This is a genomic window from Nitrincola alkalilacustris (assembly GCF_008973755.1).
Lineage (GTDB): Bacteria > Pseudomonadota > Gammaproteobacteria > Pseudomonadales > Balneatricaceae > Nitrincola > Nitrincola alkalilacustris.
Genome location: NZ_WBOM01000005.1, coordinates 88,147 through 110,261 on the forward strand (window position 1 = coordinate 88,147; position 22,115 = coordinate 110,261).

22 protein-coding genes are annotated in these 22,115 nt (G+C 54.7%); 18 read left to right on the plus strand and 4 right to left on the minus strand.

The window, feature by feature from the left end:
• Nucleotides 1–9: 9 nt before the first annotated feature.
• Together F7R27_RS10575 and F7R27_RS10580 are read right to left on the minus strand one after the other, a co-directional pair.
• Nucleotides 10–726: an LrgB family protein gene (locus F7R27_RS10575; protein ID WP_151704231.1), complete on the minus strand. Its 717-nt coding sequence runs from the start codon at nt 724–726 to the stop codon at nt 10–12.
• On the minus strand, nt 719–1,099 hold the full coding sequence (locus F7R27_RS10580) for a CidA/LrgA family protein (protein ID WP_151704232.1): 381 nt from the start codon (nt 1,097–1,099) through the stop codon (nt 719–721). The genes F7R27_RS10575 and F7R27_RS10580 overlap by 8 nt, the downstream gene beginning before the upstream one ends.
• A gap of 159 nt (nt 1,100–1,258) precedes the next feature.
• Here F7R27_RS10580 and F7R27_RS10585 point away from each other — a divergent pair, with 159 nt between their 5' ends.
• The 6 genes from F7R27_RS10585 (at nt 1,259) to F7R27_RS10610 (ending at nt 6,692) form a co-directional block, all read left to right on the plus strand.
• Nucleotides 1,259–1,510, plus strand: coding sequence for a helix-turn-helix domain-containing protein (locus tag F7R27_RS10585; protein WP_151704233.1), 252 nt, complete (start codon nt 1,259–1,261; stop codon nt 1,508–1,510).
• Between the two features lie 5 nt (nt 1,511–1,515).
• Nucleotides 1,516–2,727 carry a type II toxin-antitoxin system HipA family toxin gene (locus tag F7R27_RS10590; RefSeq protein WP_151704234.1) on the plus strand — a complete coding sequence of 404 codons (1,212 nt, stop codon included), beginning with the start codon at nt 1,516–1,518 and terminating at the stop codon, nt 2,725–2,727.
• A 114-nt stretch (nt 2,728–2,841) separates the two neighbouring features.
• Nucleotides 2,842–3,528: a DUF6040 family protein gene (locus F7R27_RS10595; RefSeq protein WP_276612561.1), complete on the plus strand. Its 687-nt coding sequence runs from the start codon at nt 2,842–2,844 to the stop codon at nt 3,526–3,528.
• 44 nt (nt 3,529–3,572) lie between these two features.
• A complete protein-coding gene (locus F7R27_RS10600; protein ID WP_151704236.1) occupies nt 3,573–4,652 on the plus strand; it encodes a sensor histidine kinase in 1,080 nt (359 codons plus the stop codon).
• Nucleotides 4,649–5,854: a serine hydrolase domain-containing protein gene (locus tag F7R27_RS10605; RefSeq protein WP_151704237.1), complete on the plus strand. Its 1,206-nt coding sequence runs from the start codon at nt 4,649–4,651 to the stop codon at nt 5,852–5,854. Before F7R27_RS10600 ends, F7R27_RS10605 begins: the two co-directional genes overlap by 4 nt.
• Nucleotides 5,855–5,921: 67 nt before the next feature.
• Nucleotides 5,922–6,692, plus strand: coding sequence for a LytR/AlgR family response regulator transcription factor (locus tag F7R27_RS10610; protein ID WP_151704238.1), 771 nt, complete (start codon nt 5,922–5,924; stop codon nt 6,690–6,692).
• A 32-nt stretch (nt 6,693–6,724) separates the two neighbouring features.
• Here F7R27_RS10610 and recD read toward each other — a convergent pair whose 3' ends face one another.
• Nucleotides 6,725–8,797 carry an exodeoxyribonuclease V subunit alpha gene (gene recD / locus F7R27_RS10615; protein ID WP_151704239.1) on the minus strand — a complete coding sequence of 691 codons (2,073 nt, stop codon included), beginning with the start codon at nt 8,795–8,797 and terminating at the stop codon, nt 6,725–6,727.
• Between the two features lie 163 nt (nt 8,798–8,960).
• The gene (mgtE, locus tag F7R27_RS10620; RefSeq protein WP_151704240.1) at nt 8,961–10,310 is read right to left on the minus strand and encodes a magnesium transporter; all 1,350 of its coding nucleotides are present in this window, start codon (nt 10,308–10,310) and stop codon (nt 8,961–8,963) included.
• A gap of 257 nt (nt 10,311–10,567) precedes the next feature.
• Between mgtE and F7R27_RS10625 the strand changes: the two genes are divergently transcribed.
• The 12 genes from F7R27_RS10625 to dmpH all read left to right on the plus strand — a co-directional run bounded on the left by F7R27_RS10625 (nt 10,568) and on the right by dmpH (nt 22,063).
• Entirely contained in the window at nt 10,568–10,990 is a 423-nt protein-coding gene (locus F7R27_RS10625; RefSeq protein WP_151704241.1) for a RidA family protein, read from the plus strand.
• Nucleotides 10,991–11,000: 10 nt separating this feature from the next.
• Entirely contained in the window at nt 11,001–11,564 is a 564-nt protein-coding gene (locus F7R27_RS10630; protein WP_151704242.1) for a 3-hydroxyanthranilate 3,4-dioxygenase, read from the plus strand.
• A 336-nt stretch (nt 11,565–11,900) separates the two neighbouring features.
• On the plus strand, nt 11,901–12,836 hold the full coding sequence (locus F7R27_RS10635) for a LysR substrate-binding domain-containing protein (protein ID WP_151704243.1): 936 nt from the start codon (nt 11,901–11,903) through the stop codon (nt 12,834–12,836).
• A 192-nt stretch (nt 12,837–13,028) separates the two neighbouring features.
• Complete coding sequence (locus tag F7R27_RS10640) at nt 13,029–14,018, plus strand: amidohydrolase family protein (protein WP_151704244.1); 990 nt, start codon at nt 13,029–13,031, stop codon at nt 14,016–14,018.
• 64 nt (nt 14,019–14,082) lie between these two features.
• Nucleotides 14,083–15,051, plus strand: a complete 969-nt coding sequence (locus tag F7R27_RS10645) for a TRAP transporter substrate-binding protein (protein ID WP_240776342.1) — start codon at nt 14,083–14,085, stop codon at nt 15,049–15,051.
• Between the two features lie 47 nt (nt 15,052–15,098).
• Nucleotides 15,099–15,686, plus strand: coding sequence for a TRAP transporter small permease (locus tag F7R27_RS10650; protein ID WP_151704245.1), 588 nt, complete (start codon nt 15,099–15,101; stop codon nt 15,684–15,686).
• Complete coding sequence (locus F7R27_RS10655; protein WP_151704246.1) at nt 15,683–16,951, plus strand: TRAP transporter large permease; 1,269 nt, start codon at nt 15,683–15,685, stop codon at nt 16,949–16,951. Before F7R27_RS10650 ends, F7R27_RS10655 begins: the two co-directional genes overlap by 4 nt.
• A 72-nt stretch (nt 16,952–17,023) precedes the next feature.
• Nucleotides 17,024–18,484 (plus strand): 2-hydroxymuconic semialdehyde dehydrogenase, encoded by a 1,461-nt coding sequence (locus F7R27_RS10660; RefSeq protein ID WP_151704247.1) that lies wholly within the window; start codon nt 17,024–17,026, stop codon nt 18,482–18,484.
• Nucleotides 18,485–18,509: 25 nt separating this feature from the next.
• Nucleotides 18,510–19,295 (plus strand): 2-oxopent-4-enoate hydratase, encoded by a 786-nt coding sequence (dmpE, locus tag F7R27_RS10665; protein WP_151704472.1) that lies wholly within the window; start codon nt 18,510–18,512, stop codon nt 19,293–19,295.
• Between the two features lie 21 nt (nt 19,296–19,316).
• Nucleotides 19,317–20,228, plus strand: coding sequence for an acetaldehyde dehydrogenase (acetylating) (locus F7R27_RS10670; RefSeq protein ID WP_151704248.1), 912 nt, complete (start codon nt 19,317–19,319; stop codon nt 20,226–20,228).
• 15 nt (nt 20,229–20,243) lie between these two features.
• Nucleotides 20,244–21,272 carry a 4-hydroxy-2-oxovalerate aldolase gene (gene dmpG, locus F7R27_RS10675; RefSeq protein WP_151704249.1) on the plus strand — a complete coding sequence of 343 codons (1,029 nt, stop codon included), beginning with the start codon at nt 20,244–20,246 and terminating at the stop codon, nt 21,270–21,272.
• On the plus strand, nt 21,272–22,063 hold the full coding sequence (gene dmpH / locus F7R27_RS10680; RefSeq protein WP_151704250.1) for a 2-oxo-3-hexenedioate decarboxylase: 792 nt from the start codon (nt 21,272–21,274) through the stop codon (nt 22,061–22,063). The genes dmpG and dmpH overlap by 1 nt, the downstream gene beginning before the upstream one ends.
• Nucleotides 22,064–22,115 lie beyond the last annotated feature (52 nt).

A 22,115-nucleotide genomic window follows, 5' to 3' on the forward strand; every position in this document is an offset into this window, starting at 1 on the left:
AGTACGTTATCACAGCATCAAAGCGATCAGTAACGGCACCAGCAGAGCCGTCAGTAACGCATTCAACCCCATGCCAACCGCTGCAAACGCCCCTGCCGTGTCGTTCACTTGAAAGGCACGAGCGGTACCGATGCCATGTGCCGCCACGCCTGTAGCAAAGCCGCGCGCGCGCCAGTCCTTGATACGTAACAGATTCAGCAGCGGTGTTGCGGCGACTGCTCCGATCACGCCAGTCAGTAGCACCAATACGGCAGTGAGCGTTGGTGAACCACCGATGCTGTCGGAGATCCCCATCGCAACCGGTGCGGTGGCAGATTTGGGTGCCAGTGACAGCAGGCTTTCGCCACTGATCCCGAGTGCCCAGGCGATGCCGACGGCGCTGATGATGGCTGTCAGAGATCCGGCAAACAGGGCCGCCAGTATCGGTAGCAGGCTTTTGCGTACCCGCGCAAAGTTGATAAACAGCGGCACAGCGAGCGCAACGGTTGCCGGGCCAAGCATGAAATGGATGAACTGTGCACCCTCAAAATAGACCGGGAAGCTGGTATCGGTCAGCCAGAGCAGGCAGGCCAGTATCAGCACACTGATCAGTACCGGGTTCAGGTAGGGGGTACGTCCTGCTGTGCGGAAGAGTTTATCCGCCAGAACATAAGCGGCCAACGTACCACTGAGCCACAGCAACTGGTTTTCGGCAAGATAGCTCCAGATCTCCAGAAAATCACTCATTATTCGCTCCTTTTTCCAGATTTTCTTCAGTATCGCCGCAGAGCTTTGAAACACCGGCAAATACCAGCGCCCCTATGGCAATCGCCAGCAATGTGCTCAGAATCAGCGCCATCAGAATGCCGAATCCCTCCGTTCCCAGCCTGTCCACATGGCCGACAATCCCTACACCTGCGGGTACAAACAGTAACGACAGGTGCTGCAGTAACCCCTGTGCTGTGGGTTGGACGCGAGCAAATATCGGTTTATGCACTATAAACAGGATCAGCAGCAGTGCCAGCCCCAGCACCGGACCTGGCAGGGGTAAACCCAGCATCCGCGCGATCACCTCGCCGATCAATTGACAGATCAGCAGTAACAGAACCGCAAGGATCATGATGATTTCCTCAGAAGATACAGATGGTTACAGCATAGTGCATGATCAACTCAGATGGCAGGGGCCGAGCACCTCCTTGTTCAATCTTCTCAAGCCTGCTATTTTGTGAATATACACCACATTTTATAAAATTATTTAGTAAACGTAGAGTATATTCACATGGATCTGTTTGATCTTGGGGTCTGCGTCCGTCAGGTGCGTCGGCGCAAAGGTTACTCCATGCAGGCGTTGGCGGATATGGCAGGGGTCGACAGGAGTACCTTGTCGAAACTAGAAAACCAGCGGCTGCCGGAGTTGGGGTATGGAAAGGTCGTCAGGCTGTTGGCCGTACTGGAGCTGGAGTTGATTGTGCGGCCAGCATCACCTCTACCGACACTGCCTGAGCTGCTGCGCGATATGAACAGGGAGTAAGTGATATGTCTCTTAAGCGTGCGAACGTGCAGGTGGATCAGTTACCAGTCGGGGAGCTTTTTGTGCCCGGTATGCCTGATCCGGCAGTATTTACCTATCGAGATAAACTGAAGCCCTTTCAGGCAGTATCTGTGACGATGCCGGTCGATTCGGAGGCTGTCACCTATCCCGGTATCCATCCAATTTTTGCTCAGAACCTTCCGGAGGGATATCTGGCGGATATCTTACGCAAGACGATTTCCAAGCTTCAGGGTGCAGGTGATCTGGTGATGTTGACAGCACTGGGGCGTTATCAGGTGGGTAGGGTGATCGTTACGTCACCTGATCAGATGGTTGATGCTGAATCTGCCGAGAGCGTTGGTGAGTCGATGAACGGGCTGCTGACGTCAGGCAACAGTGCGCTGTTCGAAGAGTTGGTCAGCAAGTATGCGCTCAGGTCAGGTATTTCAGGCGTGCAGCCAAAAGTGTTGGTACCCGCAAGGGTGGAGGAGCGGGGCACGCTGAAAACAGAAGGGTTCATCGTCAAGTCCTGGGGTGATGACTATCCACAACTGGCGGCCAATGAGTACTTCTGCATGCGGGTTGCCCGCAGTGTGGGGTTGGCGGTTCCGGACTTTGATCTTTCAGCGGATGCCCGCCTGTTTGTGATGAAGCGTTTTGATCGCGATGGCGAGGGTAACTGGCTCGGCTTTGAGGATGCCTGTGTCTTGCAGGGGCTGCCGCCACTGGACAAGTACAGTGGCAGTTATGAACGACTGGCCAGAAGTATATCCGCATTTGTATCACCGGATCATCGCAGGCAGGACCTGACTTCACTATTCCTCTCTTTGCTGGTGTCACGTGCGGTGGGGAATGGCGATGCGCACCTGAAAAATTTCGGCATTCTGTACTCCTCTCCTTTTGCTCAGCGCAGATTAGCACCCGCCTATGACATAGTATCGACTCTTCCCTATCTGAATAAGGATGTGCCGGCTTTGACGCTGGCAGGTAAAAAAACCTGGTGGGAGCCTCGCTATCTGAAAACCTTTGGCCGTACGGCCTGCGGTCTGTCAGAGAAAGAGGTGGTCGGAGCTTTTCATCAGGTAGCGTTGGCTCTGGATCAGGTCAGAGTAGAGATGGAACAGTATGCTGCTGACCACCCTGCTTTTCGTGAGATAGGCGCTGCGATGACTCAGATCTTCGCCACATCTGCACGGCTGTTTGCCGAGGTGGAGTAGTGTGGCAGGGGCTGCTTCTCATCAGTCGCGCCCGATAACCACCACTTGTCGCAAGTAATAACCACTGGTCAGATCGCGTTGAGAGAGAAGTCAGCCCTTCTTTACACTGCCCGCATGATTAACAACCCTGTTAACAGCGGAGGTGTGAGTATGTTCTATTCCATCCTATTGTCGATCCATATTCTGGCCGGATCGGCGGCACTGATTGCTGCAATCATTGCAGCCGGGCTGAAAACTGCCAATTTATCCCATCACTGGCATCGAATCAGTGGACTGGTGTTTGTTGCCGGTATGCTGCTGGTGTTCGTGACCGCGGTGGTGATGACGATGCTCAAGCCCAATCTGTTTCTCCTTCTTATTGCGATCTTCAGCGTCTATCTGGCATTGACTGGCTGGAGAATGGCGCGCAACCGGAGAGGTGATCCAGGTGTGGTTGACTGGTTGCTGCAGGGTGCCATGTTGCTGTCAGCGTTGATGATGCTTGGGCTCGGCGCTTTACAACTATTCAATGGCATGGGGCAGGGGATCACCTTGCTGGTATTTGCCGGGTTGAGTCTCTGGTTCAGCCTGTCGGGGCTGAGAACACTTCGTGAAGGTGGGTTCAGAGGCGGTGAGCGAATCGCCAACCATGCCGGGATGATGCTCGGGGGGACCATCGCGACGATAACGGCAGTGTTGGTTGTGAATGTCAGCCTGGAGCCCGCATTTATCCTCTGGCTGGCGCCGACCGTATTGATCACACCACTTATCATCTGGTGGAAATATCGTTTGCTGTCTGGTGTGCGTGTCAGGGGCATGTGATGTGGTAGGCTTTTCTTCTCGTGCCGTTAAACGGATCTATCATCATGTCGGTATTTTCATTTTCTCAATCGGAAACCGGGCTCAGTACCTTCATCAGGTTACTGAGCCGCTATCTACTGGTCACGTTGCTGGCCTGTGGGGTGATCACGATACTGGTCTGGTTGCTGACCGATCTGGACCTGTTGCGCAGTGCCAGCGTTTCGCTGGGTTATGGGGTGACAGCGGTGTTGCTGCTGAACACCGCACTTTACTGGATTCGCTCACTCCCAACCTGGCTGACGGCGGGGTTGGCGCTGTTTCTGGGTCTGCTTCTGGGGGTCAGTAATCACTTCTGGGTGGTGACGGGGGAGTTGGCACCACGGTTACTGCTGGAGCAGCCGCAGCGGGTACTCACTCAACTGGTGATTGGTGGCATCTTTACGCTAAGTGTGTGCTACTTTTTCTACACCTATGCACTGTCACGTGCTCTGCAGGCGGATATCGAAGCGCACAAGGCACGCGAGACGCAGCAGCAACATGCTTCTGCGCTGGCAGAGCTCAGAGTGCTGCAAAGTCAGATGGAGCCCCATTTTCTTTTCAATACGCTGGCCAATATTCAGGGTTTGATTGATCAGCAACCTGAGCAGGCCAAGGCGATGATACAGGCGCTGACGACGCTCTTGCGACGCAACCTGCATCAGGTTCGGTCCGACTGGAGCACTCTGAATGAGGAACTTGCGCTGGTCAGTGCCTATCTTGAAATCCAACAGATCCGCATGGGAGAACGGTTGCAGTGGCAGATCAATCTGGATGATGAGCTGCGATTGTTCGAGCTTCCTCCACTGGTGTTGCAGCCATTGGTGGAGAATGCGATCCGGCATGGGCTGGAGCCTTTACCTCAGGGTGGGACGTTGACCATCCTGGCTGTGCCGACGCTGCAGGGGTGTGAGATACAGATAGAGGATAATGGCATAGGTATGCAGCAGGTCAGCACAACAGAGGGACAGGGTGTGGCGTTGAACAATCTGCGTGAGCGTCTGGCACTGCTATATGATGATCGTGCGAAGCTTAGAATCGTTCGGCCGGATGAGGGCGGTACGCGGGTGGTGCTGACACTGCCGTTTCGAGAGAGGGTAGCATCATGAAGGCTTTGAAAATATTACTGAAGGTAATAGCTGGGTTTATGGCGCTGATATTAGTGATCGGTCTGGGTGCCTTTGTTTGGTTAAAGCAGAGTCCCTATTGGGCCGGCATCACTTTGTTTTCTGATGCATATCGGGTCGAAAACTTCCGCTCGATGGATCGTATTTTCCCGCATCGAACTGTTGCATCATCTGGCGATGTTCGGGTGCTTCAAAAGCAGTTAATGTCGCTGCCAAAAACCTATATTTTTCAGGGCGCTGACCGCGATACGGACCGCTTTTTAGAGCAAACCACCACCACGGGTTTGTTGGTGTTGCATCGCGATACCATTGTTTATGAGCAGTACTGGTTGGGGGCAGATGAAAATGCGCTGTTAACGTCCTGGTCCATGGCCAAATCAGTGCTATCAGCCTTAATTGGCATCGCCATTGATGAGGGCTACATCGGCAGTGTGCATGATACTATTGGTGATTATGTGCCGACACTAAAAGGTACCGATTACGGTGCCGTGTCTATTGATGCAGCGCTGACAATGTCTTCGGGCATGCAGTTTGACGAAAATTACGAAAACCCGCTATCCGACATCAATATGCTGTTCATTCGTGCCATGGCAATGAATGTGCCAGTCGAGCAGATTCTGGCAGAACTGGTGGCTGTGCGTGAACCTGGTATTTACAACGATTACATCAGTTCCGATTCCATGGCCTTGGGGCTGGTATTGGAGTATGCGACCGGTATGCCGTTGTCTGACTACCTGGCCACGCGGCTTTGGGCACCTATGGGGGCAGAAGCAAACGCAACTTGGAGTTCGGATCGCACAGGACGCGAGTTTGCACTTTGCTGCCTTAACGCCACCTTGCGTGATTTCGGCCGCTTCGGGCTTTTGTACCTTGAAGGTGGGCAGCGTGAGGGAGAAGCCATCATTCCTGCGGACTGGGTTCAGATAAGCTTGAATCCGACCGCACCCCATTTACAGCCAGGCGAAAACCCCGACAGCAGTTGGACCTTTGGCTACGGTTACAAGTGGTGGGTGCCGGAGGAGCCTCAGGGCGACTTTCTAGCCATTGGAGTTTGGGGACAATACATCTATGTACACCCAGAACACGAAGTGGTGATCGTCAAGACTAGTGCTGATCCAAATTTTGATGCTAATGACCATGAGTCGGTGGCCTTCTTTCGGGCGATTGCAGGAGTGATAGATTAGTGTACGTTTTCTTTACTCAGCTAAGCCCGTTAGTACGCATGATAGAGCGAGCGGATAAGGAGGCGAGATGCAGCTGACCTGTCTGCTGGCCGATGATGAGCCGGTGCTACGCTTCAATCTGCACCAGCGCCTGGAGAGCCTCTGGCCTGAGCTGGATCAGATCCATCTGGCCAGTGACGGGGTCGAAGCCTGGACGAAGATTCAGGCGATCAGGCCGTCGGTGGTGTTTCTCGATATCAACATGCCAGCGATGACCGGCCTTGAAGTGGCGTTGAACATGCAGCAGGCGGGACTGACTCGCGACTGCGCACTGGTTTTTCTGACAGCCTATGATGAGTTTGCCGTGCAGGCATTTGAGCGAGAGGCGATCGACTATCTACTTAAGCCGGTGGATGACCGGCGTCTGCAGCAGACAATAGAGCGCATCAAACAGCGTCAGTTGGAGCCGGGGCTTGCGGATCTTGGTCAGTTACGTGAATTGCTGCAGCAGTCATCCAGGGAGGTGGCGCCACGCTGGCTGAACTGGTTCAATGTGCAGCAGGGTGAGGAGATTCTGATGATCAGTGTGGATGAGGTTTTAGCCTTTCGGGCTGAAGACAAGTACACCACACTAGTCACCGAAGGCGGCGAATACCTGATCCGTACTCCTCTCAAACAGCTGGAAAATCAGCTGGATCCTGAGCGTTTCTGGCGCATTCATCGCAGCAGCATCGTGCAGGTGCGGATGATTGAAAAGATCAGCCGCACACTGACAGGGCAGTTGAACGTCAAGCTCAAAGGGAGCCGAAAAAGCCTGGCGGTGAGTCGGCGTTTTGCTGAGCGTTTTCGTCAGAGCTAGAGCTTTCGGAAGAGCTAGAACTTTCGGCAGAGTTAAAACAGGCCACTCACACGATAAACGCTGCTTGCTACAGCATTTGCCAGTACGCGAGAGTGGCTGTCGATCAGGGTGAACTTCTCTCTGGCGCGGGTGATGCCGGTGTAGATCAGTTCACGGGTCAGGATCGGGCTATCGTGATCCGGCAGCAGCAGAGCTGTGTGGCGGAACTCCGAGCCCTGTGATTTGTGCACGGTCATGGCAAAAACTGTTTCAGCAGCCTGAAGGCGTCCCGGTAGAATCCAGCGGATGCGATCCGTGCCATCACCGGCAGGAAAGGCAACGCGCAATACCCGGCTGATACGGCCATCCTCATGCTGGCGCGGATACTCCAGAGTCATACCGATATCGCCATTCATCAATCCCAGGCTGTAGTCATTGCGGGTGATCATTACCGGGCGGCCGGTGTACCAGATCCCTGTGGGATCGATCAGCCCGTGAGACTGCAAAGCGCTCGCAATTCGTTCATTCAACTGCTCCACACCCCAGGGTCCCATTCGCAGGGCGGCAAGCAACTGGAATTGGCCGTGAGCTTTGAGTACGGCTCTGGCCCAGTTATCCCAACTCTCCGTTGGGTCCGTATTGGCAGGGCGCTGTTGCTGCAGGCAGGACAGGTAGGTGCCGTAACCCGCCTCGGAATCTGTGATCAGTTGCTCGAAGCGTTGATCCGTTGCACTGTTCAGACGCAGGTGCTGCAGATCAGCAAACTGACCGTTAAAAACGGCCTGCAGCTCTGTGGTGTTGGCGGCAGTATTGACCCGTCGGGCCAGCGTCCCGATTCCGGACTGGCTGCCGAAACGAAAGCTGTGGCGCAGCATGGTGATCACCTGATCACGCGCGGTGCCATGCGGATCAATATATTCGGCAGGGATGCTCTGTTGGCAAATGCCTTGCAGCCACTGTGCGGTTGCTGGTGTGTAGTGGGCGGCATCAGCACGCTGACACAGACTGCCCAATACGGCACCGGCCTCGACGGATGCCAGCTGATCCTTGTCACCGAGCAGAATCAGGCGTGCTCCCGGAGCGAGTGCCGACAGCAGATTGGCCATCATCTCAACATCCACCATCGATGCCTCATCCACCACCACCAGATCCACCGGCAGTGGGTTACCAGCATGATGACGGAAGAAACGACTGCCGGGAATCGGGCCCAGCAGACGGTGCAGGGTGGTTACCTCAGTAGGAATCTCATCTCTGATTCGCTCGGCATCCGGCAGTTGCGAAAGGTTCAGCCCCTGCACCTGACCTGCAATCGACTCATTCAGGCGTGCGGCTGCTTTACCGGTCGGTGCAGCCAGACGAATGCGCAGTGCACCACCCTGCTGTGACAGCGCCAGATGTTGCAGCAGGGCGAGCAGTTTGACGACGGTGGTGGTCTTGCCGGTGCCGGGGCCACCGGTGATCACGGCAAAGGCACTTCGGGCTGCCAGCGCACAGGCGATCATCTGCCAGTTGGGATCGGTATCCTTGCTCTCAAAAAGCAGATTAAGGCTCTGCTTCAGCAGGCTCTCTGGCAGGTCGAAGGGCTGTTCCAGACGGCTCAGAATCACCTGGCTGATCTGCTGTTCGTAGCGCCAGAAGCGCCGCAGGTATAGCAGCGGGCGCTCTGCAGAGCCTGACAGTACCAGTGGTGTATTGAGTGATGTGTTGAGTGGTGTGTTGTTCTCGGTTGTGTCGTCGCTCGTGCCAGTGCGCGTGATCAACAGTGGGTGGCTGAGTGCCTGCAGCCACTGGTCGAGTTGAATACTGCTCAGCAGCTGTCCCGGCAGCACGGACAGTTCACTCTGATCTCCTTCTGGCGGCAGAGATAAGGCCCGCTCAGGTTCATCCAGACAGTGTTGCAGATCCAGGCAAACATGCCCACGGCCATTCTGATGGCTGGTCAACGCTGCTGCCAGCAACAGTAGCGGAGAAGCATCAACCACTTCCTTGCTCAGAAAACGGGCCAGTTCAACATCAAGCCAACGCAACCAACCCGCCTCAGCCCAACGCTCCAGCACCGCCAGCAGTGCTTCACTGTCCTGCTGCAGTGTGCTGAGATTGATCGTAGAGGCTGTCTGCGGGGTCATGCTGATTCTCATAAAAAAGGGTAGCCATAAAGACTACCCCAAAGGAGTCTGAGGAAGCTACAGGACGCAGGCGAAAAGGGGTCAGGTACATTTATCGAAAAGGGGTCAGGTACATTTATCGCAAAGCAATAAATGTACCTGACCCCTTTTCGCCCTTTCCCCGTCAGTTCAACAGCATCAGTGTGCCGAGGCCGAGGAAAGCGAAGAAGCCGATCACATCAGTGACAGTAGTCAGGATGACCGGGCCGGACAGCGCCGGGTCGATTTTCAGTTTATCGAGCAGTATCGGGATGAATACGCCAGAAACCGCAGCAATCAGAATGTTAATGATGATCGCAATACCGATCACGATGCCGATAATCATGTCACCAAACCAGAGGTAGGTAATGGCCGCTATCACGATAGCCCAGATCAGGCCATTGATGGCAGCAACACCGAGCTCTTTGTATAGCAGTGTGAAGTAGGTTTTCGGACCAATCTGATCCAGCGCCAAGCCCCGAATCATCAGTGTGAGTGTCTGGCTGCCAGCGATGCCGCCCATGCTTGCGACAATCGGCATCAGCACGGCGAGAGCCACCACCTGCTCCAGTGTGGCCTCAAACAGCCCGATGGTCCAGGCTGCTAGAAAGGCGGTCAGCAGGTTGATGCCGAGCCAGACCGCACGCCGTTTGGCGCTGTCGACGACTGGAGCGAACAGATCCTCGTCCTCATCAAGACCGGCCGTGTGCATGAACTGGCTCTCCATGCTGCGGCGCATATTCTCCATCGCTTCGCCGATCGACATGCGACCCAGCAGCTTGCCATCGGCATCTACCACGGCCAGAGCGGTATAGCCGGAGCGATACACCAGATCAGACCCATCATCCAGATCCATGTTGCCTTCAACCACTGGGGCGTCACTGTCTATAAAAGAGTCGATTGATGTGTGACTACCCACTCCCAGCAACTGGCTGGCCTGAATCAAGCCGACATAACGGCCGGTGCGGTCAACGACAAACAGGCTGTCCTGATATTCAGCTTCATCGGTCAGTTTGCGAAACAGACGAATTGCATCCCGAACCTTGGCATTGCGATTGATGATCAGCAGGTCATGATCGGCATAACGACCACACTGTTCGTCATCATAGGTCAGTGCGGTATCCAGCCAGCGGCGTTGACTTTCATCCAGGCGTGAGGCGGCATAGTGATAAACAGCGGGAGGTAACTCGTCCAGCAGTTCCAGCAGGTCATCAACGTCGATATTCTCAACCAGCTGGAATAGCTGGTCGTCGTCTATCTGCTTGAATATGTTTTCACGCGCATCCACGCGCATGAAGGTCAGGGCTTCGATCTGATTTTCAGGTGGCAGGCTCTGCCAGGTGGTGACACGCTGCTCAACCGGCATCGCTTCCAGCGCCAGTGCGACCTCTTCAGGCTCGCGCTGGCTGAGCTTTTCGGTCAGCTGCTCCTGCCCCTCTTCGTCAAAGCTCTCCCTGACAATCTCTTCGATATCGAACAGCGGTTGTTCGGCCATATATCATATCCTTGAGCAGAGAGTTATCAGCGTGACTGCAGGGTGTTCGGGTTCAAGGGTTTATATCACAGATGATATCACTACTGACATCGCTGTAATCGAATACAAAGGTACAGATGTAAATAACGGAAATTATAGCAGTTTTCCAGATATACGAAAAACCTATATCTGGAGCATTAGATATGATTACCCACTTAATTCAGATGCTCCTATGATCAAGGCATGAACTAAAGCCACACAAATTATCAGGAGTCAGCATGTCGTCCACACTCATTCAGGAGAAAGCCAGGCCAAGAGGCACCTTTCCGCATGTGAAGCGGGCTGGAGATTTTCTCTTCGTGTCAGGTACCAGTTCCCGCCTTCCCGATAACACCTTTGAAGGAGTTAAAGTGGATGAGATGGGCGTGACACAGTTGGATATCCGTGCCCAGACACGCGCTGTGATCAGTAATATACGCGATATTCTCAATGCCGTCGGTGCCGGTCTTGAAGATGTCGTGGATGTGACGAGTTTTCTTGTCAATATGAATGATTTTGGTGGCTATAACGAAGTCTATTCGGAGTTTTTCGGATATGACGGACCGGCACGGACCACGGTGGCGGTACATCAGTTGCCTCATCCACACTTGGTGATTGAGATCAAAGTCACTGCCTACTGCCCACAAAGCAATAATAATTGAGGAACTGACCATGCCATTGCATCCCCGTTTCAAACCCTTCAACTTCAAACAGTGGGTTGAAGAGAATCAGGACAAACTGAAACCACCGGTCAATAACCAGTTGCTGCATCATGACTCAGGCATGATTGTCATGGTGGTGGGAGGCCCCAACACCCGGGTTGATTTTCATGATGACCCGGTAGAGGAGTGGTTCTACCAGATCAAGGGCGATATGGTGCTTAAAATCGTCGAAAATGGTGTGATCTACGATGTACCTATCCGTGAGGGCGAGGTGTTCATGATGCCGGCACACACCATACATGCACCGCAGCGTCCACAGGAGGGCTCGATCGGCATAGTGGTTGAGTCACCTCGTATGGCGGGCATGAAAGAGGGGTTTGAGTGGTACTGCTTTGAGTGCGGCACCCGTGTGCATCGCGAGGAGGTGTCTCTGATCGATCCCAGCCAAATCGTCGATACGCTGCCACGTATCTACAATGACTTTCACGACAATCTTGATGCCCGCACTTGCCCGAGTTGCGGGACAGTTCACCCTGGTAAGGGCAAACCGCCTGAGGGCTGGGTCACGCTGTAATCACTTCTGCTGGCACACAGAGGTGCAGGCTTTAAGCTGCTGTTCAGACAATTGAATGTAGTCTATGCAATCTTCTTTTGAGCGAGGTGGAGTGATCCCCTCGCTTTTTTTATGTCCAGCTGTAGGCGGCTGAATTGCTGGTCAGCAACAGTCAGTTATCAGTTCCGCTCATTCAGAACTCTTCCATTGATTAGCAGTGCAGCTATCGACACACATGCAGGTGCAGGGTGATTGCGTTATCCTGATATAAGCAATACCAATTCCAGAGGCCGGTATTGATTTATAATCATGTCAGTATTGCTGTCAGAATAGCGGTTTAAATTACAGGAGTCACAGGTGGATATTGCCCGCAAGATCATCTCAAGACTGAAGTTGCGTCAGCTCAAGCTGATAGTCGCGATCGACGACATGAAAACCCTGCGCGCGGCAAGTGACAGTATCGGTATGAGTCAGCCGGCAGCGACGCAATCACTCAGAGAGCTGGAAGATGCTCTGGGCTGTGAACTTTTCAAGCGCACCAACCGTGGTGTTGAAACCACTCGTTATGGTCTTGTTCTTGTACGACATGCGCGTGCGATCCTGTCACATCTGCGCCATGCCGGAGAGGAGTTGTCGGATCTGGAGTCGGGAGCGGGTGGGCGTGTCATTATCGGCACTCTGCTTGCGTCCTCGGCCTATGTGCTGCCCAATGCGATTCTGCGCATGCGTGAGAAGCGACCCAATGTGATCATCAAGGTGACTGAGGGTACCAATGATATCCTGATGCCTAAGCTGATGCGTGGTGATATCGACATGGTGGTCGGACGCTTACCGGAGCATGAGTACAGGCAGGGGATTGATCAGCAGCTGCTCTATCATGAGGGCAGTACCATCTTCACTTCACCGTCTAACCCCCTGTCGAAGCGGGCCAGTCTGACACTGGAAGATCTGCTGCAGCATGACTGGATACTGCCACCGATCGAAACCACGCTGCGGACTCAACTGGAAAAGATGTTCTTTGATGCCGGGCTGCAACCGCCGCACTGTGCGATTGAGTCTACCTCCTGGCTTACCAACAGCTATCTATGGAAACATACCAACCTGATCGGTATTGCTCCTGCCCATACGGTTAAAGACAAGATCGAACGAGGTGAGCTGGTCAAACTGCAGGTGTTGCAGGCGGCTAGTTTAGGCCCGGTCGGGATCTCAACCAAGAGTGGGGTAGAGCCTTCGACAGCGGTCAAGCGCTTTATCGAAGAGCTGCATACGGTGTGCGAGCCATTCAGACAGTGAATCCTGCAATAGATATTTCATAGCCTAAGCGCTGATCAGAATAACTGATCCATCAGGTATAGGTTTGCCTTATATCAAAGCGCCTATTACTGATTATTCATTTATCTCAGCCTGCTTTAGTCTCACTTCATGACATGACAACAACCTTCGTCCGCTACTCAACACGGACGATCTGCATGAAGTGAGTACGCTATGCCCGTCATCGACATTCACAACCATTTTGTTCCTCACAGTTGGCCGGATCTGTCGGCGCGCTTTGGTGGCGACTGGCCCTGGATGAAACATCTGGATGCTCAGCACGCCATGATGATGTTCGGCGAACGTGAGTTTCGGCCTGTGACCTCGGCACTTTGGGATCCCGCAAAGCGCATTGAGGATATGGATCGTGATCAGATCGATATCCAGGTGATCAGTGCTACCCCTGTACTGTTTGCCTATGGCCGTCAGCCGGAGCAGGCAGCTGAGTGTGCCCGCATTTTCAACGATGCCGCGCGAGAAATCTGTGCACACAATCCTGATCGGCTGAAAAGTCTGGCACAGGTGCCGCTGCAGGATACAGATCTGGCCTGTCACGAGATCAGCCGTGCCATGAAGGATGGTCATCTGGGCGTTCAGATCGGCAACCATGTCGGCGATCGTGATCTCGACGATGAGGGTATTCTGACCGTGTTGCAGCACTGTGCCGAAGTAGGGGCAGCGGTACTGGCCCACCCCTGGGATATGAACAGCACGGTACGCAATCAGCGCTACATGCTGCAGTGGTTGGTGGATATGCCGGCTGAAACCGAACTCTCTATTTTGTCGCTGATTCTGTCTGGCGCATTCGAGCGCCTGCCGAAGAATCTGCGCCTGTGCTTTGCGCACGGCGGCGGCAGCTTCCCCTATCTGCTTGGGCGCATCGATAACGCCTGGAAACACCGCGACATTGTGCGTCGGGACTGTCCGAACCTGCCCTCCAGTTATGTTGATCGCTTTTATGTCGATTCCGCCGTGTTTGACGATGGCGCACTGCGACTGTTGGTTGATGTGATGGGCGAGGAGCAGGTGATGTTCGGCACGGATTATCCCTTTCCACTGGGTGAGCAGACCATGGGAGCACTGGTCAGGAATTCGCAATATCTGACAGCACAACAGAAAGACCGGGTACTGGGCAGCAATGCCGTCAATTGGCTGGGGCTTTGACACGGCTGCTGCGACAGGCGTGAAAAGCACCGAACACAAAGTGATGAAACTCAAAGGTGACACAATGAAAATGATAAAAAACACATTGAAAGGTTGCTTGCTGGGGCTGGCGATGTTGTCAGTCGGAGCGGGAAGTGCCCAGGCGCGTGATTTCCGTCTCGGATTGTTGACACCACCGGCACACATCTGGACTCAGGCAGCAGAAAGCTTTGCCACCGAACTGAATCAGGTATCGGGTCAGGCCCACAGCGTCAGTGTTTTTCCCTCCAGTCAGCTGGGAAATGAAGCACAGATGATGCAGATGCTGCAGTCCGGTGCGCTGGATATGGCTTTCCTGACACTGGCTGAGGTCTCCAACCGCGTCCCCGACTTCGGTGCGCTCTATGCACCCTATCTTGCTCGTAATATTGAGGAGGCGGGCGATATTCTGATGAGCGAAACGGCACGCTCCATGCTGGATCAACTGCCACGCGGTGCCGGTGTGGTCGGCGTTGGTTTCGGCATGGGTGGACTGCGTCAGATTGTCAGTCGTGGTCCGGTTGAAACAGTTGATGACCTGCGCGGCAAGAAGATCCGCATCACGCCGTTTGAACCGATCCGTGATTTCTACAACGAAATAGGCACAGCACCCACACCTATGCCACTGCCGGCAGTTTATGAGGCGCTGGCCAATGGTCAGGTGGATGCGATTGATATGGATGCCGAGCTGATCGTACACCTTCGTTACTATGATCATGCGGACACCATCCTGCTCTCCAACCACATGATGTTCCCCGTGATCGGTCTGGTCTCCAACCGTGTCTGGCAGCAACTGACAGAAGATGAGCGTGAGCAGATCAGTACGCTGATGAACAAGCACCTGCTCTCAACCATCGATACCTACATCGTTAAAGAGAACCGCTGGTTACAGGATATCAGAGCGCTGGATCTGAATGTGGTGGAAGTGGGGCCTGAGTTCTTCGGCGAGGCGATATCGCGCTGGGAGGAAAAGTGGTCTGGCAAAACGGACATTCTGGCACAGCTCCGAAAATAACCCCCCTTATGTGAGGACAGGGATGTCCAGTCAGAGAGGATAAGTCTATGTCGATTACAGCGCTTTCCAGTCTCTCCAGAAGCGGTATCTGTCGATGGCTGCTTCGCATCGAATACACCTTTGCCGCACTGCTGGTGGCACTGGTTCTGCTGCTGATTGTCGTGAACGTGATCACCCGCTCCATCGGCGCACCTATCTACTGGATCGATGAACTGGCGATTTACACGATGGTCTGGATGGTCTTCTTCAGTTTTCCGATCCTGATCGCCCGTCGTGCAAATGTGGCGGTGACGATTCTGACCGGCTTGCTGAGCGAGACGGTCCGAGGCTATCTTACCCTGATCATTGACAGCATTATCCTGTTGGCATCGGCTCTGCTGCTATTCATTGCCTTACGCTGGTTTGACCCGCTGGGGCTCGCTGCTGCCGGTTTTGATCGCTATGAATTTTCCGGCAACACCTTCAACTTCATCTACCAGGAACCCACCAATACGCTGGTATTCGGCAAGTACCTGGTGTGGCTTGTCATACCTCTGTCGGCTCTGCTCTGTACGCTGCATGCGCTGCTGAACCTGCTCGAATCAGTGGGCGAGACGGCTGTGTGTCGTCTGGTTATCGGAGGGGTACAGAAATGACTGCTATCGCCTTTTTCGCTCTGTTGTTCATCGGGTTGCCGGTGGTGTTCGTGCTGCTGGTGACGGCCGCTGTTTATGTGGTTCGCTCGAACAACCTGATTCTGTTTGATTCATTGCCACAGCAACTGTTCAGCGGTATCGAATCCTATGGACTGCTTGCGATTCCACTGTTCATGCTGACCGGTGAGTTGATGAACCGTGGAGGCGTGACCCGTCGGCTGGTGGGGATGGCCTCTCTGTTTCTGGGCAGCCTGCGCGGTGGTCTGGCCTATATCAATATCGTGGCCAACATGATGATGGCGTCGATCATGGGATCAGCCATCGCTCAGATAGCGGTGATGTCCAAAGTGATGGTGCCGGAGATGGAGAAGGCGGGTTACGACCGCGCTTTTGCAGGCGCTCTGACTGCGGCGGGTGGCCTGTTGTCGCCGATCATTCCGCCTTCCATGCTGTTCATTATCTATGGTGTGCTGGCGCAGGTGCCGATCGGTGACATGTTCATCGCGGGTATTCTGCCGGGACTGCTGCTGTTTGTGCTGTTCATTGTGATCGTGGCGATTCTCGGTTACCGCTATAACTACCCGCAAGGGCGCAAGGTGTCGGTCAGTGAGATCCGCAGTGATCTGTTTTATGCACTGCCAGCTCTGTCCATTCCATTGGTGATAGTCGGCAGCATTCTGCTTGGTATCGCTACGCCGACGGAATCCGCTGGAGTTGCTACCGTGCTCTCCTTTGTGATCGGCAGGTTTGTTTATCGCAGTCTGAAGATCAGTGATCTGGGTGAGATTCTCAAGGATACCGCCACTGGCTCGGCCACGGTTATCGTGCTGATTGCAGCAGCCCATGTGCTGGGTTGGGTACTGGTGTTCGAACAACTGCCGCAGCAGGTGGCGGTGTGGATGAGCGGCATCACATCCGACCCCTTTGCCTTCATGCTGCTGGTGACCTTGAGCCTGCTGCTGATCGGCATGGTGCTGGATGGCATTGCAGCATTGATTCTGATCGTGCCGATCCTGCTGCCGATTGCAGTGAACAACTATCAGATTGATCCCGTTCATTTCGGTGTGGTGGTCTGTATCAACCTGGTGCTGGGCTTGCTGACGCCTCCGGTTGGAACCGGGTTGTATGTGACGGCGAATATGTCGAACGTCAGCATGTTCCGGATTTTCAATGCCCTATTGCCCTTCCTGGTGGCCTGTCTGGGGGTGCTGGTTCTGCTGAGCTGGCTGCCCTGGCTGACCACCGGGCTACTGAGTAATCGCTGAGGTGCCGGGCGATCCCGATATCTGGATCGCCCTCTGCAGGCACCATGGAAAATTTTTGCTGGAGTCAAACAGATGAAAGAGATCAAACATTTTATCAACGGCGATCATGTGGCCAGCCAATCCGGGCGCACCTTCGAGAACCGCAACCCGGTGGACAACAGTCTGATTGCGCGGGTGCATGAGGCGGGACAGGCAGAGGTGGATGCCGCGGTAAGTGCTGCACAGGCTGCACTCAATGGTCCCTGGGGACGCATGACACTGAAGGACAGAGCCGAATTGCTGAATCGTGTAGCTGATCGTATCACTGAACGCTTTGATGAGTTTCTCGATGCTGAGTGCAAGGATACCGGCAAGCCGTACGCGATGGCGTCAACCGTGGATATTCCAAGAGGTGCCGCCAACTTCAAGGCATTTGCCGAGATGCTGGCGAATGAGCCGACCGATGCTTTTCGAATGGATACACCGGATGGGCTTGGTGCTCTGAACATAGGTCAGCGTCGTCCGAAAGGGGTCATAGCCGTGATCAGTCCCTGGAATCTGCCGCTTCTGCTGATGACCTTCAAGGTTGCCCCGGCATTGGCCTGCGGCAACACAGTGGTGGTCAAACCCTCCGAAGAAACCCCCTCTACAGCGGCATTGCTGGGTGAGGTGATGAATGAGTGTGGTGTGCCACCCGGCGTATATAACGTTGTGCATGGCTTCGGCCCCAACTCTGCGGGTGAGTATCTGACGGCACACAAAGCCGTCAATGCGATCACCTTCACCGGGGAAACACGAACGGGCCAGATCATCATGCAGGCAGCAGCAATCGGCCTGCGCGATATCTCGATGGAGCTGGGTGGCAAGAATCCCGGTGTGGTGTTTGCTGACTGTGATCTGGACAAGGCGATCGAGGGCACCATGCGCTCCGCCTTCCTTAACTGTGGCCAGGTGTGTCTTGGTACCGAACGGGTCTATGTCGAACGGCCGATCTTTGAGCGCTTTGTCGAGCGGCTGCGCGCGCGCGTGGCTGAGCTGCGCATTGGGAGACCGCAGGATGAGGGGGTTGATTTTGGCCCGCTGGTCAGCCAGCAGCACCGCAAGAAGGTGCTCTCCTATTATCAACTGGCGGTTGATGAGGGAGCCACCGTGGTGATCGGTGGCGGCGTGCCGGATATGGGAGATGAGCTGAATGAGGGAGCCTGGATCGAGCCGACCATCTGGACCGGCCTGGCAGATGATGCCCGTGTGATCCGTGAAGAGATCTTTGGCCCCTGCTGTCATATCCGTCCTTTCGATACCGAGGAGGAGGTGATCGCACTGGCTAACGATACCGATTATGGCCTGGCGGCAGCGATCTGGACTGAAAACAGTGCTCGGGCTATTCGCGTCGCGGAGCAGGTCAATGCCGGGATTGTATGGGTCAACAGCTGGTATCTGCGCGATCTGCGAACCTCTTTCGGTGGTGCCAAGCGTTCCGGTATCGGACGTGAGGGTGGGACCTATTCGCTCGATTTTTACACCGAACTCAAGAATATCTGCATCAAACTCTGATGCCACCTCGTGGAAGAACAAAATGATGAACAATGAACTGATACAGCAGTGTGGTGATGAACTTTATGCCGCGCAGCGCAACCGCACCACGGTGCAGCCCCTGACCAGTCGTTACAGCGAACTGTCAATCGAGGAGGCCTATCAGATCTCCTTGCGCCTGCTGGAGAGGCGCCTTGCCGATGGCGAGCGAGTGATTGGCAAGAAGGTCGGGCTCACCTCAAAAGCGGTACAGACCATGCTGGGCGTCGATCAGCCGGATTTCGGTTATCTCACTGACCGCATGGCCTACAACCAGGGCGAAGAGATGCCTATTGGTGAACAGTTGATCCAACCCAAGGCGGAAGGCGAGATCGCCTTTATTCTGAAAAAAGATCTGATGGGGCCGGGCATCACCAATGCAGATGTGTTGGCAGCAACCGAGTGTGTGATGCCCTGCTTCGAGGTGGTGGACTCACGTATCGAGAACTGGCAGATCAGGATTCAGGACACGGTGGCAGACAACGCCTCCTGTGGTCTGTTTGTGCTGGGCGACCGGGCGGTCAGTCCAAGGCAGGTTGATCTGACTACCTGCGGCATGGTGGTGGAGAAGAATGGCGTGCTGCTCTCCACAGGTGCCGGTGCTGCGGCGCTTGGCAGTCCGGTCAATTGTGTGACCTGGCTGGCAAACACCCTGGGACGCTTTGGTATCGGTTTAAAAGCCGGGGAAGTGATTTTATCGGGATCACTGGTACCACTGGAACCGGTCAAGCCGGGTGATTTCATGAGCGTCAGTATCGGTGGGATCGGCAGTGCGTCGGTCCGCTTCATCTAATCAGTCAGACAGGTAATCAAGATGAGTCAGAAACTCAAAGCCGTCATCATTGGACCGGGCAATATCGGGACCGATCTGCTGATGAAGATGCAGCGCTCCGAGTGGATCGAGCCGGTCTGGATGGTGGGGATCGACCCTGAATCCGAAGGCCTGAAGCGAGCTCGCGAGATGGGCATTAAAACCTGCGCCACCGGTGTGGATGGTTTGTTGCCGTATGTGCTGGAGGATGATATCCGCATCGCTTTTGATGCGACCTCTGCCTATGTGCATGCCGAAAACAGCCGCAAGCTGAACGCACTGGGCGTGATCATGATCGATCTGACACCTGCTGCGGTTGGCCCTTTCTGTGTGCCGCCGGTCAATCTTCAGGATCATGCACGCAATCTGGAGATGAACGTCAATATGGTCACCTGTGGTGGTCAGGCCACGATACCCATGGTTGCTGCAGTATCAAGGGTGCAGCCGGTCACCTATGGCGAGATCATTGCGACAGTCTCCTCCCGTTCAGTTGGCCCAGGTACGCGTCAGAACATCGATGAGTTCACACGGACTACGGCCGGTGCCGTCGAAAAGGTGGGTGGTGCTCGTGAGGGCAAGGCGATCATCATCATCAATCCCGCAGAGCCGCCATTGATGATGCGTGACACCATCCACTGTCTGACCGAGACAGAGCCGGATCGTGATGCAATCACAGACTCAGTACAGAAGATGGTGCAGGAGGTGCAGAAATATGTGCCCGGTTATCGCTTGGTCAACGGACCCGTTTTTGATGGCAACCGCGTCTCGATCTTCATGGAAGTCGAGGGGTTGGGAGATTTTCTGCCGAAGTATGCCGGTAATCTGGACATCATGACGGCCGCTGGTTTGCGTACTGCGGAGATGTTCGCTGAAGAAGCTGCCAGTGGCACTATCACCCTGCCGGCGCGTGGCTAACTGAGGAGAAACAAGATGAATCTACAGGGTAAACAGGTCACGCTGCACGACATGAGTTTGCGTGATGGCATGCATGCCAAGCGCCACCAGATCTCTCTGGATCAAATGGTGCATATCGCGACCGGACTGGATGAGGCGGGGATGCCGCTGATCGAGGTCACGCATGGTGATGGTCTGGGTGGTGCATCGGTCAACTATGGTTTTCCGGCACACAGTGATGAGGCCTATCTCAAAGCGGTGATTCCACAACTGAAGCAGGCCAGAGTATCGGCACTCTTGTTGCCAGGGATCGGGACGGTTGATCACCTGCGCATGGCATATGAGTGTGGTGTGACCACTTTGCGTGTGGCTACGCATTGCACCGAGGCTGATGTATCGGAGCAACATATCGGCTTTGCCGCCAAACTGGGTATGGATACGGTCGGCTTCCTGATGATGGCGCATATGGTCAGTGCAGAGAAGATCCTGGAGCAGGCGAGGTTGATGGTCGGTTATGGCGCCAACTGCATCTATTGCACCGATTCGGCGGGTTATATGCTGCCGGATGAGGTCAGCCACAAGATCGGATTGCTGCGTGCGGAACTCCCGGCGAATGTCGAGATAGGCTTTCATGGCCATCATAATCTCGGCATGGGCATCGCCAACTCACTGGCAGCGATCGATGCGGGGGCTTCTCGTATCGATGGCTCGGTGGCAGGTCTCGGAGCCGGTGCCGGCAATACGCCACTGGAGGTGTTCGTTGCGGTACTGGAACGGATGGGCGTGCACAGCGGCGTCGATCTCTACAAGATCATGGATGTGGCTGAGGATCGCGTGGTGCCGATGATGGACCAGCCGATCCGGGTCGATCGTGATGCGCTGACACTGGGTTATGCTGGTGTATACAGCTCCTTCCTGCTGTTTGCTCAGCGGGCAGAGAAGAAATATGGCGTCTCGGCGCGGGACATTCTGGTCGAACTGGGGCGTCGCGGCACCGTGGGCGGACAGGAAGATATGATTGAAGACCTGGCACTGACCATGGCAAAAGAGAAGGGGCTGATCTGATGGGAAACCTGACACACGACGAGATTCAGGCACTGGCCGAGCATTGTGAGAAAGCGGAGCTGCAGGCCTATGAGATCACCAAAATCACCGACGACTACCCGCAGATGACCTACGAAGACGCTTTCGATATTCAGTGGGAAGCCCGTCGTCGCAAAGAGGCTCGCGGCACGAAAATCGTCGGCATGAAGATGGGACTGACCTCCTGGGCCAAGATGGCACAGATGGGTGTTGAACAACCCTGCTATGGCTATCTGGCGGACTACTTCAGTGTGCCTGACGGAGGTGATATCAGGATGGATGAGCTGATCCATCCCAAGATCGAAGCGGAGATCGCCTTCGTCACCAAGGCGCCCTTGAAAGGGCCTGGCGTGCATATCGGTGACGTGCTGCGCGCCACCGACTTTATTGTACCTGCTGTGGAGGTGATCGACTCGCGCTACAAGGATTTCAAGTTCGATCTGAAAAGCGTGATTGCTGATAACTCCAGCTCCACCCGATTCATCACAGGAGGGTGTATGGCCAGTCTGGATGAAGTGGATCTTAAAACTCTGGGTGTGGTGATGGAGATCAATGGAGAGGTGGTCGCCACAGGGGCGGGCGCAGCGGTTCTGGGTCATCCAGCAGCCTCAGTAGCGATGCTGGCTAATATGCTGGGAGAGCGAGGCGAGGAGATCCCTGCCGGAACCTTCATCATGACCGGCGGCATCACGGCTGCCATCAGCGTAAAAAGAGGTGATGCGATCAGCGTACGTTATCAGGGGCTGGGCACTGTCTCGGCACGCTTTGTTTAACATTTACTTAGGCTGTACCGCGTTAGATAGAGAGGTCGATCAGCGCTCTGGC

What these genes read in the sequence shown, in the direction of transcription:
- F7R27_RS10575 (WP_151704231.1), bottom strand. Translation starts at nt 726, where the DNA reads ATGAGTGATTTTCTGGAGATCTGGAGCTATCTTGCCGAAAACCAGTTG.
- F7R27_RS10580 (WP_151704232.1), bottom strand. Translation starts at nt 1,099, where the DNA reads ATGATCCTTGCGGTTCTGTTACTGCTGATCTGTCAATTGATCGGCGAG.
- F7R27_RS10585 (WP_151704233.1), top strand. Translation starts at nt 1,259, where the DNA reads ATGGATCTGTTTGATCTTGGGGTCTGCGTCCGTCAGGTGCGTCGGCGC.
- F7R27_RS10590 (WP_151704234.1), top strand. Translation starts at nt 1,516, where the DNA reads ATGTCTCTTAAGCGTGCGAACGTGCAGGTGGATCAGTTACCAGTCGGG.
- F7R27_RS10595 (WP_276612561.1), top strand. Translation starts at nt 2,842, where the DNA reads ATGATTAACAACCCTGTTAACAGCGGAGGTGTGAGTATGTTCTATTCC.
- F7R27_RS10600 (WP_151704236.1), top strand. Translation starts at nt 3,573, where the DNA reads ATGTCGGTATTTTCATTTTCTCAATCGGAAACCGGGCTCAGTACCTTC.
- F7R27_RS10605 (WP_151704237.1), top strand. Translation starts at nt 4,649, where the DNA reads ATGAAGGCTTTGAAAATATTACTGAAGGTAATAGCTGGGTTTATGGCG.
- F7R27_RS10610 (WP_151704238.1), top strand. Translation starts at nt 5,922, where the DNA reads ATGCAGCTGACCTGTCTGCTGGCCGATGATGAGCCGGTGCTACGCTTC.
- recD (WP_151704239.1), bottom strand. Translation starts at nt 8,797, where the DNA reads ATGACCCCGCAGACAGCCTCTACGATCAATCTCAGCACACTGCAGCAG.
- mgtE (WP_151704240.1), bottom strand. Translation starts at nt 10,310, where the DNA reads ATGGCCGAACAACCGCTGTTCGATATCGAAGAGATTGTCAGGGAGAGC.
- F7R27_RS10625 (WP_151704241.1), top strand. Translation starts at nt 10,568, where the DNA reads ATGTCGTCCACACTCATTCAGGAGAAAGCCAGGCCAAGAGGCACCTTT.
- F7R27_RS10630 (WP_151704242.1), top strand. Translation starts at nt 11,001, where the DNA reads ATGCCATTGCATCCCCGTTTCAAACCCTTCAACTTCAAACAGTGGGTT.
- F7R27_RS10640 (WP_151704244.1), top strand. Translation starts at nt 13,029, where the DNA reads ATGCCCGTCATCGACATTCACAACCATTTTGTTCCTCACAGTTGGCCG.
- F7R27_RS10645 (WP_240776342.1), top strand. Translation starts at nt 14,083, where the DNA reads ATGAAAATGATAAAAAACACATTGAAAGGTTGCTTGCTGGGGCTGGCG.
- F7R27_RS10650 (WP_151704245.1), top strand. Translation starts at nt 15,099, where the DNA reads ATGTCGATTACAGCGCTTTCCAGTCTCTCCAGAAGCGGTATCTGTCGA.
- F7R27_RS10655 (WP_151704246.1), top strand. Translation starts at nt 15,683, where the DNA reads ATGACTGCTATCGCCTTTTTCGCTCTGTTGTTCATCGGGTTGCCGGTG.
- F7R27_RS10660 (WP_151704247.1), top strand. Translation starts at nt 17,024, where the DNA reads ATGAAAGAGATCAAACATTTTATCAACGGCGATCATGTGGCCAGCCAA.
- dmpE (WP_151704472.1), top strand. Translation starts at nt 18,510, where the DNA reads ATGAACAATGAACTGATACAGCAGTGTGGTGATGAACTTTATGCCGCG.
- F7R27_RS10670 (WP_151704248.1), top strand. Translation starts at nt 19,317, where the DNA reads ATGAGTCAGAAACTCAAAGCCGTCATCATTGGACCGGGCAATATCGGG.
- dmpG (WP_151704249.1), top strand. Translation starts at nt 20,244, where the DNA reads ATGAATCTACAGGGTAAACAGGTCACGCTGCACGACATGAGTTTGCGT.
- dmpH (WP_151704250.1), top strand. Translation starts at nt 21,272, where the DNA reads ATGGGAAACCTGACACACGACGAGATTCAGGCACTGGCCGAGCATTGT.